The sequence below is a fragment of the Microbispora sp. H10885 genome (assembly GCF_014161415.1).
Lineage (GTDB): Bacteria > Actinomycetota > Actinomycetes > Streptosporangiales > Streptosporangiaceae > Microbispora > Microbispora triticiradicis.
The window spans coordinates 85,694-103,094 of sequence record NZ_JABBWY010000006.1 but is presented as its reverse complement, the minus strand read 5'-3'; the positions used below and the strand labels follow the sequence as shown (position 1 = coordinate 103,094).

Genomic DNA, 17,401 nt, shown 5'->3' with positions numbered 1-17,401 from the left:
TTAAGGAAAGGACAGAGGTGAAACAAAAGATCATGTGTACGGCGGTCTCGCTCGCTCTCGCAGCGGGCCTGGCCGCCACCCCCGCCTCCGCCCAGGCGGCCGCGCCGGTCCTGAACAAGTTCGACTTCAACGGTGACGGCTACGGCGACGTCGTCGTCGCCCAACCGGCCAACGGCGGCACCGGGGCGGTGCCCGTCCTGTACGGTGGGCCCGGCGGGCTGAAGGGCCAAGTGCTCCTCCGTCCCCCTGGGGACTGCTCGACCTCGGCCTACTCCTGCAACTCGTTCGGTGCCCAGCTGGCGGCCGCCGACGTCGACAACGACGGCAGGACCGACCTCATCGCCGGCGGCCGGTTCTACACGATCGTCAGTTCGTGGACGTCCACGGGGATCGCCCAGAGCAAGCACTATCTCGGTTACACGCCCTACAACGGCTGGGACGCGGTCCAGGTGATGCGGGCCGGGGAGTTCGACGACCGGCCCGGAGCCGACATCGTCAAGCCGATGCGCACGTACTACTTCTCCAGCGACGTGCTGGCCGGGTGGTACAACGGGGCCGAGCAGGGCACCTACCAGTATCTTCCTCGCGCCCAGGACGGGACCGCCACGGCTGTCTCCTCGACCGCCTCCGGCGACGTCAACGGCGACGGAAAGACGGAACTGGCGTACGTCAGCAGCGAAAACGTGGTCGAACTGAGCATCATGTACCCCCCTCACACCTCTCCGCCGCAACGCGTCCTCCTGGGCTCGTCGGCGACGTGCGGAGTCGTCTGCCCCAGGTACGACTCCATGGTCCACATGGGCGACGTCAACGGTGACGGCCACGACGACCTGGTCATGGTCACCGCCAGCCGCAACTCACTGCAGGTCTGGTACGGCTCGTCCTCGGGCCTGTCCGCCACCCCGGGCTTCTCCACCGACCAGCTGACCTGGCTGGCGAACCAGGCGGCGAGCACCAGTCTGGCCGTCGGCGACGTCAACGGCGACGGCTCCGCGGAGATCGCCGTCGGTGCCGCGAACACCACCGTCTCCGGCAAGGCGGGTGCCGGCATGGTGGTGGTGATACCCGGTTCCACCGGCGGCCCCGTACCGGCCCGCGCGCAGTTCGTCACCCAGGACAGCCTCGGCTCCGTCCCGAATCCGGCCTCCCCGGTCGCCGATCCGATCAGTGAGCGGTCTCAGCCCAAGGACAACTTCGGCGACGCCGTCTCGATCACGGACGTCACCGGCGACGGCATGGGTGAGGTCGTCGTCGGCGCTCCCGGCAAGAACGCCAACACCGGCATGCTGGCCGTCCTGCGCGGCTCACCCACCGGCATCTCCACCACCAATGCCCAGGTCGTCCACCCCGGCACGGTCGGTGTCGGCAATCCCTCCTACTTCGGCGCCCTCCTCCTGCACTGACGATCGGCCGAAGCGGGATTTTCTACCTGGAGGTGCCGGCCGAGGTCGGCCGGTTCCTCCTTGAACGGAGGTATATGTGAAGCGCGCTGTCGTGATCGCGTTCACCTTCCTGGTCACGGCGACGTCGGCGGCCGCCGCGAAGGCCGGGCAGCCGGTCGCGGAAGCCGGCCGGGAAACCGAATACGTGGTTCTCTACAAGGAGGGGGTGAACGCCGCTGACGCCAGGGGCGCCGTCCAGGCCGCGGGCGGCAGGATCCTGAAGGAGAACGGCACCGTCGGGCTGGCCACCGTCAGCACGACCGACCCCGGCTTCACGAGCCTGTTGCGGGGCAGTGCCCTGATCGAAGGTGTCGCCCGCAACCGGTCCGTCGGCAGCGTGCCAGACAACGCGCCCATGAGTGACGGGGCGGTGCGCAAGGCCCTCGGGGCCGAGGCGTTCGAGGAGCCGGGGAGGGGGGAGCGCGGCGCGCCCTCCGCCGCCAGGCGGCGCAAGCCGGCTCCTCAAGCCGAGCCGCTGTCGGAACTGCAATGGGACATGAAGCAGATCGGTGCCACCGTCGACGGCTCGTACAAGTACGAGCAGGGAGACCCCGAGGTGCTGGTCGCCATCCTCGACACCGGCGTGGACGGCTCCCATCCCGACATCGCGCCGAACTTCAACCGGGAGCTGAGCCGCAATTTCACCGTGGACATCCCGGTCGACGCCGACGGCGAGGAGGTCGACGGCCCTTGTGAGGAGGAGCCGGACCGTTCGTGCGACGACCCGGCGGACGTGGACGAGGACGGCCACGGGACGCACGTGGCGTCCGCGCTGGCCGCACCGATCAACGGGCTCGGCATCGCGGGCGTGGCGCCCAAGGTCTCGATCGTGAACCTGAGGGTCGGCTCGGACGTCGGCTACTTCTTCCTCCAGCCGAGCGTCGACGCGCTGACCTATGCGGCTGACATCGGGGTCGATGTCGCCAACATGAGCTTCTACACCGACCCCTGGCTGTCCAACTGCACCGGCAACCCGTCCGACTCCCCGGAGGAGCGTCTGGAGCAGACCACGATCCGCAGGGCCATGCAGCGGGCGCTCGACTACGCCCACGCCAGGGGCGTGACTCTGATCACGGCCATCGGCAACCAGGCCGTCGACCTCACCAAGGACTACGTCGACAGATCGAGCCCCAACTTCGTCAGAGTGCCGGGCGAGAAGCCTCACTCGCGTACGATCACGCCGGACTGCGACATCATGCCGGTCGAGGGCAACCACGTGATCAGGGTGTCCGCGACCGGCGTCAGCGAGCGCAAGTCGTTCGGCTCCAACTACGGCGACGGCTCCACCGACCTGGCCGCCCCCGGCGGGGACACCTACGACACGCCGGACAACACACGTGACACGACCCGGGCGACGCTGGCGGCCTACCCGAAGGCGCTCGCGGTGGCACGTGGCGAGCTGAACCCGGACGGCACGCCCAACGTCGCCCGCGTCGTCCGTGACTGCGACGGCGCCGTCTGCGCCTACTACCAGTACGACCAGGGCACCTCGATGGCGTCGCCGCGCGCCGCCGGCGTGGCGGCGCTGATCGTCAGCGAGCACGGTCACCAGGACCGGAAGCACGGCGGCAAGACGCTCAACCCCGACGTCGTGGAGGCGATGCTGAAGACGACCGCCACCAGGAAGGACTGCCCCACCCCCGCCGCCTACACCTACACGCGGCACCTGCCCAACGGCACAACCGTCACCGACACACACCTCTGTGAGGGGAACCGGTTCCGCAACGGCTTCTACGGCTACGGCATCGTGAACGCCCTGCGGGCCGTCCGCTGACCCGGCCGGGCGCCTGCCGTTCACGCGTCGCCCGCGTCAGGTGAGATGGTGGAGCAGGGTGCGGGCGAGGGACTCGACGTCGCCTCCCGGGTCCGGGTGCACGTTTCCCTCCAGCAGGAGGTTGGCGAGACCGTGTGCCAGCGCCCAGGCGGCGAGCGCGGCCGTGCGGTCAGCCGGCCGGAGCAGTTGCTCCCCGGCCCGTTCCCGGGCCACGAGGAGCTCGGGGTCCCGATCGATGCACAGTTCGGGCGCCCGCATCACCGCGAAGTGCGCGGGGTGCGTGGTCGCGAACCTCAGGTAGGCGACGGCCCGCTCGGTCAGGTCGTCGCCTCGCACACGCTCAAGCTGGTCGGCCAGCAGGTTGTAGCCCTCGGCGGCGATCGCGGTCAGCAGCCCGGCCCGGCTCCGGAAGTGGTGGGAGGGAGCGGCGTGGGAGACGTTCGCCCGTCGAGCCAGCTCGCGGAGACTGAGCTCGCCCAGCCCGTCCTCGGCGATCGCCTCGAGGGTGACGTCCATCAGCACACGACGCAGGTCGCCGTGATGATATGGCTGCTTGCCGGCCGGGGCACTCACCCCCCATATGCTACGGATATCGTCGCCACCCGATGTCGTCTCCCTGGCCCGCGTGAGCGACAGGCGGCCGGTCCCGGCGTAGGCCGGAGAGTTCCCGGACGAGGCCCCGGCCGGGCGGAGCCGGTGCCGTACGCCCGTGCCCGGATCGGGTTTCCTCAAGGGCCGGGGCAGGGGCGGCCGAGTGTCTCATCAGAGTCCCGGGCGACCGTGGGTCCGAGCGTTGGCGGGGTTTCCGCAGCTGCGCGGCACGGACGTGGAGCGCTGGATCGCGCCCTCATTGGAGATCGGATGGATGCTCAGGTGTCACCGTTCACAGGCGTCTTCACCGTGGAACACGAGGCCCTTGTCGCCGACGTCCGCGACGAGTGGGCGGAGAGCGCCCTTTCCACGCGACCGGCCGACCGGAGCGCGGCGGAGCGGGCCGTGCGGGAGGCGTACACCGCCATGCGGCTGGAGCCGCCGCGCAGTGTCGTGTGGGCCGACTCCCCGGTCGGGTGCCTGCGGGCCTGCCTCGAAGACGGTACTTCCGAACGGTCAGGGTCTACGGACGCGTTCTCACCCGAGCTCGTGTCCAGACTCGGCCGTGAACTGCGGCGCCGGTATGAGAGCAACCCGTGGAGAGAACTGGAGGACCGGCTGGTGAGCCGGCTTCACGACGCGCTCGGGCCCGAGCTGTGGGACGAGCTCAGGTCGCAGATCGGGTCCCGGATCAGGGAACCCCTGTGGGACCGGTTCGGGGTGCGGCTGCGCGGTCATGTCCTGAGCCGGCTCAGCGATCAGCTTCCGTCCCTGCTGGGCGGTCAACTCGGCGGGGTGCAGGACGTCTGGCGGGACGCGTACCGGATGGCGCTCTACACCTGTGCCTTCCGGATCGCGCGGGGGCGACCGGACGAAGGGCTTGAGGCGCTCTCCGACGTCACCCGCCGCGTCGGCTGGTGGATCCCGTCGAGGGACGGCGTCATCCTGTCCGACCGGCCCGGGGTCCTCCTCCGGGACGAGCTGGAGCGGCTTCACTCCGCGACCGGTCCCGCCCTGTCCTGGCCGGACGGGTACGCGCTCCACGCGTGGCACGGCACCCCGGTGCCCGAGTGGGTCATCACGGATCCGACGCCGGAGGCGATCAGGGCAGAGGACGACCCGGAAATACGCCGATGCGCGATCGAGTCCTTCGGCTGGGAGCGCTACATCGCGGAGGTGGGGATACCCCTCGTCGCCGAGATCGAGGACCCGCGCGACCCCGGCTCGAAACTGGCCCTGTACGACCTTCCGGAAGACATCTTCGATGAACCGCTCCGGGTCCTGGTGACCACCGATGCGCAGGCGCGGAGCGTGTATCTGGTGCTGTGAACGGCGACCGCCACCGGCTCGTGCGGCCGCGTCGAGGTGCTCCGCATCAAGAAGGCCTGGGTCGAGAAGGCGTGCGGCACCCTGCGAAGGCGGACGTCGTCGACGCGGCTCTCACATGGAGCTCCGGCACGTCTGGAGATTGCGGAGGCAGGCCAGCCTGACCGGCTGGTCCCGGTCGACCTCGGTGTTCAGCAAGACGATCGCACGCTCGAACACCGGTACGGCGGCCTCTGGCCGACCGCGTTTCCAGAGGGTCATCGCGAGATTGTTGAGCGCGACCGCGAGCTCCGGATGGGCCGGGCCCAGGCACCCTTCCTTGATCGCGAGGACCTTGCGGAAGCCGGCCTCGGCCGCCTCGAACCCGCCTCGCGAATAGTGGATCGAGGCGAGGTTGTTCAGGCAGGAGGCCACTTCGTAGTCGTCCTGGCCCAGCCGCGTCTCGAACACGGCGAGTGCCTCCACCAGCAGGCGCTCGGCCTCGTCGAGGTCGCCGAGCGCGTGGACGATCGCCGCCAGCGCGGCCTTGTCGGCGGCCAGTTCCGGGTCCGCGGGACCGTGAGTGCGCCGCCGGATCTCCACGGAGCGGCGGGCGAACGGCTCCCCCTGAGCGTGGGTCCCGCGGGCATGGTTCAGCCCGCCGAGATTGTGGTGAAGGGTGGCCGTGAACGGGTGCTCATCGCCAAGGTCTGCTTCGAGTATCGCGAGAGCCCGTGAATAGAAGGACTCGGACTCCTCGAACCGCCCCGTGTACTTGTGGAGCACGCCCAGGCTGTTGCAGATCCGCGCGACCGCGAGAGAGCCCGCTCCCGGCGTCTCCTCGGCGAGGCTGAGCGCGCTCCGCAGGATCTCGTCCGATCGCCGGTACCTTCCCCGAAAGCGGAGCAGCTCGGCGAGGGCGTCGAGTGCACGCAGATGGGCGTCCTGGGACGGTTCGCTGTCTCGGGTGATCTCAACGGCCCGTTCCAGGGTGCGTTCGGCTTCGTCCAGCCGTCCGAGCCGGCGGTACCGCCCGGCCGCCGACAGCAGGGCCTCCGGCGCGGTGTCGCCGCCGGTGTCGCCGCCGGTGTCGAACGGGGTGGCGCCCGGGATGGCACTGTGTCCCCGGGGATCAGGCGCCATGGCCCGCGTGTTCGGCGTCGGTGTCGGCGGCGTCGGCCTGGCCGGCGCCGATGACGTTCGCCGCGGGGGCGAGGAGGCGGTCGAGCCTGGTCGCCTGCAGGGCCACGAGGCCGAGCGCCAGGGCCAGGGCCAGGAAGAGCAGGGATCCGCGCCCGGAGCCGACCATCGCGCCGGCCACCGCCGGCCCGACGATGTAGCCCAGCGTCTGCGCGAAGCTGTAGGCCCCGTTGTACCTGCCACGGTTGTCGTCGGACGCCAGGTCGTTCACGATCGCCGGGACGCTCGGGGCCATGAGCGTCTCACCGGCGGCGAACAGGACCATCGCGGCCGTGAACACCGCGACGGCGGCCGGGCCGCCGCCGAGATGCGCGGCGCCCACCACGGTGAGCCAGGCGAGGGCCATGAGCGCGGCCGACAGGGCGAACGCGCGGGTACGGCGACGGCCGGTCACGAGGCGCAGGACGAACAGCTGGGTGAGAACGACCGTGCAGGTGTTGGCCAGGAAGGTGAGCTGCAGCGCGGCGGCGTCGAGGCCGCCGCTTCGGATGGCGAAGACCGGGTAGGCGCTGTAGTACTGGCCGTAGCCGCAGACGAAGACCACGGCGACCAGCAGGCAGATCCGCAGCAGCAGCCGGTCGGCGAGTATCGTCCGGTATCCGCCGCGAGCGCCGCCCGTCGGGGAATCGCGCGCGCGGGCTCCCCGGTCCCGGCGAGCGCCGTGTCCGGGGGCGGCGCGACCACGGCCCGGTGTTCCGGCGATCAGCACGGCGAACGTGAGGAAGGTGCCCGCGTCGGCCACGTATATCGTGACGAAGGTCCGCGCCGAGGAGAGGTCCACCAGGAAGGCGGCGAGCAGGCTGCCGGCGCTGAGCCCGACGTTCAGCAGGGCATGCCGCACCGCGAACACCTGCGAGCGGCGGGCCGGGCGAACCGAGGTGCTCAGCAGCGACTGGAAACACGGCTCGGCGATCGCGACACCGAACCCGTAGAGCGCGGCCCACAGCGCGCCCTCCCATGCGCTCCGTACGCCGATCATCCCGGCGGTTCCGGCCGCGGCGAGGACGAGGCCCGCCGCGGCGGGCCGCCGCGGACCGAGAAGATCCGCGAGCAGCCCGCCTACAGGGGTTCCGACCAGTCCGGCGATCGCGATCGCCGAGAGGACGAGCCCGGCCGGGCCGAGCTCGACGCCCCGCACGTCATGCAGGTAGACGAGGAGAAAGGGGAGAGTGAGGCCGGCTCCGACCGCGGACACGGCGTCGCCGCAGAGGATGAGCCATACATGACCGGGCAGACGTGGAAGCAATCCCTGCGACCGCATCCGCTCCACCTGTTCGTCCTTCCGCAGTCACGAGTGCCCTGGCGGACGCTCGACGGGCAGGCCCGCTACCGCTCCCGGCTACTCGCCGGACCCGGTCGGGCGTTGTCAGGCCAGCACCGTCTCGTTGTGGTTGGTGGAGAGGCCGGGTTCGAGGACGGTCTCGTTGTGGTTGGTGGAGAGGCCGGGTTCGAGGACGGTCTCGTCGTGGTGGAGAGACATCGTGACTCCTTGTGGGGTCGGAGGGTCCGCCCCGGCGGGGGGTCGCTCGGGGCGATCAATCTTGACGATGACAAGACTGTCTTGTGGCTTCCTTAAGGCGCGGCGAAGCCACGGCGCCCGGCCCGGTGGATCCCGCAAGAGTCCACAACCGGTTCTTTAGACCTCATCGCTAGACAGAGCCCCGGAACATCACCTGTAAGTCCTGGGGGTCCCCGTGGTACGGCGGCGATTGGTCGGCATCCTGTGTGCGCTGGGAGTGCTGGCGGGCTTGGTCACAGCCGTGCCGCAGGCCGCCACCGCGGCCGCGCAGCCCGACGCGGAGACCTCGGCCCTGCTGTCGGTCGTCGAGCGCTTCGCCGCCCTCGGCAGGGGCCTGGGCGCGGTGGGCCCGATGAACGAGCAGTTGCCCCTCGTCGGGCTCGTCCCCGGAGCGGAGGACGGCCTCGGCCTGGGCGACCTGTTCGACGTGGCGGTGTACGACCAGCTCAAGGGGCTCACGAGCCTGGAGGATCTGGAGGACGAGTACCCGCTCTCCGGCCCGCGCGCCGGGCGGCTGCTGGCCAAGGCGAGCACCCAGGGCGGGGTCAGGCGCCTCGACCTGACCCTGGAGGTGACCAGGACGGTCGCCGACAGGCCGATCTCCGTCAGCAGCGCCCAGCCCAAGGTCTCGCTGACGACCTCCGGGGGAGTGGACGTCACCCTGAAGCTGTTGGCGAAGCTGCCCTTCGCCTACGATCCCGCCACCAAGGCCGCCTGGCTGGGCAGGGACGTCGCGGTGACGGTGCAGGCCGACGGGCGGCTCGCGGCCGGGGCCACGCCCTCGGCCGCCTTCGGCATCCTCGGCGTCGACCTGTCCACCGCCTCCTCGCTCTCCTTCACCTCGGCGTTCGCCTCCTCCGCCGCGGACCCCGACGGCGACGGCAGGCTGAGCCAGGACGAGCTGGGAGCGGACGGAGCGGCGTCCGGGCTTTTCGCCTTCACCAGGAAGGGCTCGGCGACCGCCGCGCTGCACGTCACCGCGAAGCCGTTCGCCGGCGCCCAGGTCGAGGGCGCGACCGCGACCGTCGGCGTGAGCTGGCCCGACCTCGCGACGGGCGGGCCGCAGGTGAGCGTGAGCCGGCCCGACCTGGACCGGCTGGGCCGCTTCCAGACACTCACGCCGAAGGACCTGCTCGACGGGCTGACGCACCTGTCCGGCGCTATCACCGCCGTGCAGCGGGCCCGCTGGGGCGACCAGGGCGATGTGGACCTGCCGTTCATGCGCGGCTCCCTGGCCGACGCGGTGCGCGTCTCCGAGGCCATCGACGCGTTCGTCACCGGCAACGTCGACCGGAACACCGGCCGGCCCACCTTCACCTCGATCCAGGACATGTTCGCCGCGCTCGGCAGGGCGCGGAACCTGCCCGGCGGAGCGATCATCAAGGTCGCCGACGCGGGCTACGATGACGCCGGCAAGAAGATCGCGTTCACGCTCGTCGTCGACCGCCCGGTCAACCCCACACCCGAGACGCTCAACCCGGCCGGACAGGCCACCACCGGCTCGGGCGCCGGCGTCGCCTACACCGCGAAGACGCTCAAGCACACCGGCCAGAAGTGGACGCCCGGTGAGCTCGCCGGCCGTACGGTCACCGCGGGCACGGCGAGCGGCATGGTGGCGGACAACACCGCCGACACGGTCACCCTCGCCGGGGACGGGTGGCGCGGCGGGGTGCCCGCGGCCGGGACCGCCTACCGGATCGCCGCCGCCGATCCCATGATCGGCCAGGTCACCCTCGGCGACACCTTCAAGGCCCGCGCGGGCCTCGCCCAGGCCAACGCGGACGTCGCCGTCGCGGGCGTCATGCGCGGTTACCACGCCGCCGCCACGGTCGTGCTCGATCTGAGTGACCCGGTCACCGGTCAGGCGTGCGCCTCCCGGCCGGACGGGCAGCGGAAGGCCTGCCCCTACCGGCACGTCAACCCGGACGGCAGCTCCACCGTGGTGACCGAGCTTCCCCGGTCCGCCGACCGCGTCATGCTGCGTACCGGCCGCGACCTGTTCGGCGCGCAGGTGTCGGTCAGGAGCGCCGTCAACGTCAACGCCGTCGTCGGCTACCTGGCCGTGCAGGTCACCGGAGACCTCACCATGATGGGCGCGAGCGGCGGCGACGTGGTGAAGGTCGCGCTCAAGGACATCGGCGACGTGCCGCTGACACGGCTGTTCGAGCGGCTGGCGGGCAACCCCGGCGAGGTCCTGACCTCTCAGGTGGACGCCGCCGCCCGGGCCAGGCTGACCCTGGGCGTCCCCGGCATGGCGGACTTCTTCGGCGGCAGGGTGACCGGCGACGTGGAGATGCCGGACGTCCGCAGGCCGGACACGCTGAACTTCCGCGGCTTCGACCAGATCGGCAAGGTCAAGGGCTTCGCCTTCGACCCCGACAACCCCCAGGCGCTGTTCGGCACGCTGATCAAGTCGCTGGGCGCGCTGGCCGGCTACCTCGACCACGTCCAGGGCGACGGCCCGGTCGGCAAGGCGATGACGACCAGGGTGCCGCTCCTCGGCCGGTCGATCTCCGACCTGGTCGCCGCCGAGGAGATGGGCTCGGGTCCCGGCGTCGGGTACGGCGACGGCGCCTGCGGCACCGAGCACGGCTTCGTGACCGATCCCTCGCGTACGTTCACCCAGGCGCACATCGGGCGCGGCGTGGTCATCGGCACCCGCGTGATGACCGTCGAGGCGGTGTGCGCCGAGCACACCCTGGCCTTCACCGCGAAGTTCGGCGAGGCCGCTCCCGCGCCGGGGAGCGCGTACGCGCTGCGCTCTCCGCTCAGGGACGCGATCGACCGGCTGACCGCGGCCCCGCCGGACACCGTGCAGGCGCTGGTGGCCGAGCTGAACAGGGCACTCGGCGGCCAGGTCCGCGTCTCCTACGACGACGGCGCGCTGCGGCTGTCGCTGGCGTACGACAAGAAGGCGGCGATGAACGAGGCGCTGCGCTTCTCCTTCGGGGAGCGCAGCCTGGTCGCGGCCTCCGGTTCCGGCACGCTCGACGCCTCCGTCACCGGGCAGGTGCGGCTGGGCCTGCGTGTCGCGCTCAAGCGCGACTTCGACCTCGCCCAGGACCTGCTCGTCGACACCGACTCCGGCCTCGACCTGGAGGCGAGCGCGCGGCTGGACGGCACGGTCAAGGCGGACATCGGCCCGCTGCCCGTCTCCGTCGGCAAGGCCGGCGACGACCCGCTGCAGGCCAGGCTCGCGTACGGCGTGAGCCTCCGGTACGACGGCGACCCGCAGGAGGCGGTGCCGCCGGCCGACTTCTTCGCCGGGCTCGGCCTGTCGCTCAACGAGACGACCGAGTCGGTCACCTGCGACCGCGACCCCCGGCGCGACGAGACCGACTTGGCGCTGTGCGCGGTGCTGCCCGCCTACCTCAACGGCAGCCCGATCACCGCGGACGGCAGGCACGCCTTCATCCTGCGGCTGCCCAGGGTCGCCCCGCTGGCCGAGATGTTCGACCTCACCGCGAAGCTGCCTGGCGACATCGACCGGCTGGAGATCCCCAGCTTCGACTTCTCCACGCTGCCCGCCGGGCTGGAACTGGACTGGACCAACCTGGGCGACGGCCTCGACCGGTACCTCACCGCGCTGGAGTCCGGCATGCGCACGGCTTCCTACGGCGGCAGGCTGCCTCTGGTCGGCGCCGACCTGCAGCAGGGCGCGGACTTCGTCGGCGCCAAGCGTGAGGAGATCAAGGCGGCGATCGCCAAGCTGCCGAACGGCGGCCGGGTGCCGACCGGCAAGGACCTGCGTGAGTGGTACAACGCCGAGCTGGCCCCCAAGGTCGGCCCCGGCGTGCAGCCGCTGATCACCTGTGTGCAGGCGCCGGAGCCGACGGCGTGCGACGCGGCGAAGGGCTCCGAGCTGACCGGGGTCACATTCACGGTCGACATCGGCAAGGGCACCGTGGACCCCCAGCAGGGCTGTGTCGAGGGCTGCGCGAGCCTGGAACGGCGGCTGAACATCGGCATCCCCGGTCTCGCGCTGCGCCAGGGCCCGGGCAAGGGCGTGCAGGCCAGGCTCGGCTGGCACGTGAAGGCCACGATCGGGCTGGACCGGACCAACGGCTTCTACATCGACGCCGGCCAGGACAATCGGCCGCAGGCGGGCATCGGCGTGAACATCGCGCTGCCCGAGGAGATCAACGCCAAGCTGGCCATCCTCGACGTCACCCTGAAGAACCGCACGCCGCGGTCTGCGGACCTGTTCGCCGGCACCTTCACCGTCGGGCTCAAGCCGGTCGGCAAGATCGGCCTCGGGCAGCTGGCCGACGCCGGGGACCTGGTCGAGACCTCGCTGAAGGCCAAGACCGCCGTCGACTGGCGCTTCACCGTGACGCCCGGTTCGCCGATGCTCCCCGGGCTGTTCGGCGACTTCACCCTCGACTGGGACCTCACCAAGGCCGGCGGCCCCGACCCTGCCGACCTGCACATCGCCTTCACAAACGTGAACCTGGAGGCCGGCGACTTCTTCCGCAGCGTCCTCGGCCCGGTGGTGACCCAGGTGAAGCGGGTCACCGACCCGGTCAGGCCGGTGATCGACCAGCTGTACGCGCCCATCCCGGTGCTGTCGGACCTGAGCCGGGCGGCGGGCGGCGGCGACGTGAACCTGATGACGATCGCCAAGAAGTTCAACACCCTGGGCGGGAACAGCTCGACGCAGTTCGTCGAGCGCATGGTCGAGATCACCAAGCTGGTCACCTCCCTGCCCGACTGCCGGGGCGAGCTGCACATCCCCCTGGGCGGTTTCACGGTGGCCGGCGACAGGGCGCTCGTCACGCAGAACTCGCCGGACGTGGCGGACTCGCTGATCGGGGACACGACCCCCGAGGCGCAGGACCTCCTGGCGGCGCTCGACCAGGGCGCACGAACCTGTGACAAGGCCACGGCCACGGCCGGCGCCGAGCAGGGGCCGATGGGGCAGTCCTCGAAGGCCGGCTTCTCCTTCCCGGTCCTGGACAACGCGGGCCGGTCGATCTTCAGCCTGATCATGGGCAGGGACGTCGAACTGGTCGAGTACGACTCCGGGCCGCTGCGTCTGGGCTTCACCTACAGCCAGTCCTTCGGCCCGGTCTACGCGCCGCCGCCCGTCATGGTCGTCATCTCCGGCACCGCCGGGGTGGAGGCGCGGATCAGGGCGGGCTTCGACACCTACGGCGTCCGCAAGGCGATCGAGCAGGGCAAGGCCGACCTCCAGGTCCTCGACAGCCTGTACCTGAGGACCGCCGACGAGCGGGGCCGCCCCCTGCCGGCGATCACCTTGTCCGGCCGCCTCGAGGCCGGGGCGGCGGTCGACGTGCTGCTCGTCAAGGCCGGAGTGAGCGGAGGGATCTCCCTCGGCATCTCGATGAACTGGGCCGACCCGACCAACGACGGCAAGTTCAGGTTCTACGAGTTCTCCGGGATCCTGCTGCGCAACCCGCTCTGCCTGTTCACCATGGACGGCAAGCTGAAGGTGTACCTGAAGGCGTGGGTGGAGATCGGCATCTCGATCTTCAAAAAGCGCTTCGACTGGACGATCGTCGAGGCCACGCTGCTCGACTTCTCGGCGAAGCCGAAATGCGACGAGGCCCCGCCCAAGCTCGCCACCGTCAGCGGCGAAGCGCTGGTGCTGCACATCGGCCCGATGCGCGGCGCCAGGGGAGGCAGCACCGCCAAGCCGGGCGACGACGCCGAGCAGTGGACCGTCAGCCAGCTCCCCGGCGACGAGGGCTTCGTGGTGAGCGCGCTCGGCGTCCGCGAGGAGCACCACACGGCGGGCCTCGACCGGGTGCTGGCCGACGGCCGCGGCGCCACGGGAAACCTCAAACTGGTCTTCCAGGGGTACGCCGACGCGTCCGGAGCGCCGTACCCGTTCGACCGGAAGATCGTCGCCTTCGGCGGCGACGGCGACGACATGATCCTCGCCGGGTCCGGCAGCACCGTGGCGGACGGCGGCAAGGGCGACGACCAGATCACCAGCGGCGACCGGTACGACGAGCAGGGCAAGACGGTGGTCGTCGTCGCCGGCGGTCCCGGCGACGACTACCTGACGGTGGGCGGCGCGGGCGGCTGGGTGGCCGGTGACGGGCGCCTGACCCCCGCCGTCCGGAAGGTCGGGAACGCGGAGGTCGCCGACTGGAACGCCGACGGCCCGCCCGGCGCGCCGGCCGACGCCCCGGGTGACGGCGACGACCGGATCGCCGCCGGACTCGGTGAGAACCGGCTGTACGGCAACGGAGGAGACGACACCGTCGGGGTCGCCTCCGACAGCCCGCTGGCCGCCTCCGACCCGTCGCCGCGCTTCCGCGCCCAGCCGAGCCTGCTGGTCGGAGGGCCCGGCGGCGACACCCTCACCGGTGGTTCCGCCGCCGACGAGATCTACACCGGACCGCGGGAGGAGTTCGGGCCCGACGCGCCGGGACCCGCGGACTCGGGGCCGAACTACGTCGACACCGGCGCGGGCGCCGACAGGGTGTACGGCGGCGGGGCCGTCGACCTGGTCGCCGGGCGTTCCCGTCCCGGCGAGACCGTACGGATCCTGGGCGGCGGCGGCGAGGACGTCCTCGCGGGCGGTCACGGCAAGGACGAGATCTTCGGGGGCCCCGGCGACGACTGGTTGATCGCCGAGCCGTCCGACGTGAGCGAGGCGCAGGGCCGCGACGAGTACGGCCCCGCGCGGCAGGTACGGCACCTGCCGCTGCCCGCGGGCGTGGAGCCCTCGGTCAAGCTGCTGGCCGGCGGCGACGGCGACGACCACATCGTGGGCGGCGACGGCGGCGCCACGATCTTCGGCGACAGGGCCCGTGACGAGCCCTGCACCGACGCCGAGGCGGACGGCGACGGCCGCGACCTCGTCCTCGGCGGCGCCGGCACGGAGACCGTCTCGGCCGGCGGGGGAGCCGACCGGGTCGAGGCCGGTGGCGGCCGGGACCGCGTGTGCGGTGAGAAGGGCGACGACACCCTGTACGGCGGAGCGGGCGACGACGACGTCGGCGGCGGCCCGGGCGACGACATCGCCTACGGCGACGACGGAGCCGACGAGGTGACCGGCGGCGCCGGCGACGACACCCTGTACGGCGGAGCGCAGGACGACGTGGTCGCGGGCGAGGCCGGCGAGGACACCGCGTTCGGCGGCCTCGGCGACGACCTGGTCGTCGGCGGCAGCCGCACGGCCGGCCGGGCCGACGCGGGTGACACGCTCTACGGCGACGCCGGAGCCGACCGGCTGGTCGGCGACAACGGCGACGCCGGCGGCCCGTCCGACCTGGACGGCACACCGGAGGAGGCCGGTGGGCCCGACGTGATCCACGGTGGCGCCGACGCCGACACCGCCTTCGGCGGGATCGGGGCCGACGAGGTGCACGGCGACGCCGGCGACGACCACCTGGAGGGCGGCAACGGGGCCGACCAGGTGCTCGGCGAAGCCGGTGAGGACGAACTCGTCGGCGGCGGCTCCGGGCCGCACCCCGACGCGGGCGACACCCTGCTCGGCGGTGACGGACCGGACGTGATCGCCGGTGACAACGCCGTCCTGAGCACGTCCGGCGCGGCCACCTCCGTCGCCGTACGACCCGGCCAGCTGCGCACTCACCGGGTGGAGCCGCTGGCGGGCGGCTCCGGCGCGGACGTCGCCGACGGCGGCGCGGGCAACGACGCGATCTTCGGCCAGGGCGGCCCCGACCGGCTGCGCGGCCAGGAGGGCGACGACTACGCGGAGGGCGGCGCCGGCGTCGACTGGGCCGAGGGCGACCAGGGCGACGACGACATCGTGGGCGGCTCGCACGCGGCGGCGGACGACGCCGCCGACGCGTTGTTCGGCGGCCCCGGCGACGACGTGGTCACGGGCGACAACGCGGCGGTGACACTGGCGGGCACTCCCACACAGGCGACGGTCCGCCTCGGCTCGGCCGGTGCGCCGATGACCCCGCGGGCGGTGAAGCTCCTGGCCGAGGGCTCGGGGGACGACCGCGTCTCCGGCGGCTCGGGCGTGGACGTGCTGTGGGGGCAGGACGGCGACGACCAGATCTCCGGCGGCGGCCAGGGCGACTATATCGAGGGCGGCGGTGGCGCCGACCGGATCCGCGGCGATCTCCCGCTGTCGGCGGAGTCGACCCGGACAGCCGGCGAGCCACTCGCCGACCCCGGCTGGAAGGGGGTCGCGAGCGGGACCGCCGAACTGGAGGGCGACGACGCCGCTCCCGGCCAGGACGACCTCATCGGCGGCTCGGCCAAGCCGGGCGCGGCCGACAAGGGCGACGCGATCGAGGGCGGCGGCGGCGCCGACGTCCTGCTCGGCGACAACGGCTCCCTCGTCCGCACCCTGACCGGGAACACCGAGCGCGTCTACACCGAGCGCTACGCGGCGGGCCAGGCGCCCGCCGACGCCACCCGCAGCCGCACCCACGACCCCGCGCTGCCCGGCGGGTCCACCCGGTTCTGCACGCAGGCCCAGCCGGCGTGCGAGCCGGAAGGCTCCTTCGGCGCCGACCGCCTGTACGGCGACGCGGACGACGACGGGCTGTGGGGGCAGGACGGTGACGACCGGCTGGACGGCGGCGCGGGCGACGACGACCTGTTCGGCGAGCTCGGCGACGACGAGATGGACGGCGGCGAGGGCGAGGACGCCATGCTCGGCGACCGCGGCGGCGTGGTCGACGAGCGCATCGACGCCGGGGACGCGCAGCGGCTCGGCTTCACCGTCAGCCTCAACGCGCCGCCGAAGGAGACCTACCACGGCTTCCCGGCCGGCTCCTACGACCGCCGTACCGACCTGCTGCACGACGCGGACGGCGACGCCTGGGTGAGCGCGGCCATGCCGTACGACGGATTCGCCAAGGGCGGCGACGACCGCATGCGCGGCGGGCCGGGCCGTGACAGCATGCACGGCGGCGCGGGCGACGACCTTATCAACGGCGACAGCGGCGGCGACGAGGTCTTCGGCGACGACGGTGCGGACGTCGTCTGGGGCGGCAAGGGCTGCGACCCCGTCCTGGACGCGGCGACCGCCGACTGCCTCGGCGGCGGCGCCTTCGACCCGGCCGCCCGGGGCACCGGCGACCGCTTCGTCGACCACGTGTTCGGCGGCGCGGGGGCCGACCTGCTCGACTACAACCCGCGCGGCTCCTATCCGGACGAGTGCGCCCCCGGCCGCATGCCCGACGGCGAACTGACCACCGTCGTCGACCCGTGCCTGTGGTTCCGGATGACCGGCAAGGACAACGCCTCGCCGGCCGACGACCAGCACCACCAAGGCGTCGACTGGCAGTACGGCGGCGCGGACCGGGACGTGCTGCAGGGCGACCGGACCGCGAACGGGCCCAACCCGGGCGACAAGATGATCGACTGGAACGGCTCGTTCAACCTGTACACCCACTGCGGACCGGCCAACGGCGGGCACAACATCGTCCGCCAGCACTCGCCCGCGATGCGCGACTTCCTGGCCAAGGTGGCCTGGGGCGCGGGCGCGGGCCGGAGCGCGGGCGACGCGTCCGGCGCGCGGGAGCTGGCGATCCCCGCCAACGACAACGGCTCCCCCTATCCCACCTCACCGGGGCACTTCGACTCGCCCGTCGCCTGCGCGAGCTGATCAGG

Annotated in this window: 7 protein-coding genes; 4 read left to right on the top strand and 3 right to left on the bottom strand. The window is 72.1% G+C overall.

Annotation, left to right across the window (positions count from 1 at the left end; genetic code table 11):
* The first annotated feature begins 17 nt into the window (after nucleotides 1-17).
* Together HHX37_RS17190 and HHX37_RS17185 are read left to right on the top strand one after the other, a co-directional pair.
* Entirely contained in the window at nucleotides 18-1,403 is a 1,386-nt protein-coding gene (locus HHX37_RS17190; RefSeq protein WP_182886057.1) for an FG-GAP and VCBS repeat-containing protein, read from the top strand.
* Between the two features lie 76 nt (nucleotides 1,404-1,479).
* The gene (locus tag HHX37_RS17185) at nucleotides 1,480-3,216 is read left to right on the top strand and encodes a S8 family serine peptidase (protein WP_182886056.1); all 1,737 of its coding nucleotides are present in this window, start codon (nucleotides 1,480-1,482) and stop codon (nucleotides 3,214-3,216) included.
* Between the two features lie 36 nt (nucleotides 3,217-3,252).
* Here the strand turns inward: HHX37_RS17185 and HHX37_RS17180 are convergent, their stop codons facing one another.
* Nucleotides 3,253-3,789, bottom strand: a complete 537-nt coding sequence (locus HHX37_RS17180) for a helix-turn-helix domain-containing protein (protein WP_310740412.1) — start codon at nucleotides 3,787-3,789, stop codon at nucleotides 3,253-3,255.
* A 300-nt stretch (nucleotides 3,790-4,089) separates the two neighbouring features.
* Here HHX37_RS17180 and HHX37_RS17175 point away from each other — a divergent pair, with 300 nt between their 5' ends.
* Complete coding sequence (locus HHX37_RS17175) at nucleotides 4,090-5,136, top strand: DUF6745 domain-containing protein (protein WP_182886055.1); 1,047 nt, start codon at nucleotides 4,090-4,092, stop codon at nucleotides 5,134-5,136.
* Nucleotides 5,137-5,247: 111 nt separating this feature from the next.
* On the opposite strand, the gene HHX37_RS17170 is transcribed toward HHX37_RS17175, so the two are convergent.
* Both HHX37_RS17170 and HHX37_RS17165 read right to left on the bottom strand, forming a co-directional pair.
* The gene (locus HHX37_RS17170) at nucleotides 5,248-6,255 is read right to left on the bottom strand and encodes a tetratricopeptide repeat protein (RefSeq protein WP_182886054.1); all 1,008 of its coding nucleotides are present in this window, start codon (nucleotides 6,253-6,255) and stop codon (nucleotides 5,248-5,250) included.
* On the bottom strand, nucleotides 6,245-7,507 hold the full coding sequence (locus tag HHX37_RS17165; protein ID WP_182886053.1) for an MFS transporter: 1,263 nt from the start codon (nucleotides 7,505-7,507) through the stop codon (nucleotides 6,245-6,247). The genes HHX37_RS17170 and HHX37_RS17165 overlap by 11 nt, the downstream gene beginning before the upstream one ends.
* A 553-nt stretch (nucleotides 7,508-8,060) precedes the next feature.
* On the opposite strand from HHX37_RS17165, the gene HHX37_RS17160 reads away from it, so the two are divergent.
* Complete coding sequence (locus tag HHX37_RS17160; protein ID WP_182886052.1) at nucleotides 8,061-17,396, top strand: calcium-binding protein; 9,336 nt, start codon at nucleotides 8,061-8,063, stop codon at nucleotides 17,394-17,396.
* Nucleotides 17,397-17,401: the final 5 nt, after the last annotated feature.

What these genes read in the sequence shown, in the direction of transcription:
- HHX37_RS17170 (WP_182886054.1), bottom strand. Translation starts at nt 6,255, where the DNA reads ATGGCGCCTGATCCCCGGGGACACAGTGCCATCCCGGGCGCCACCCCG.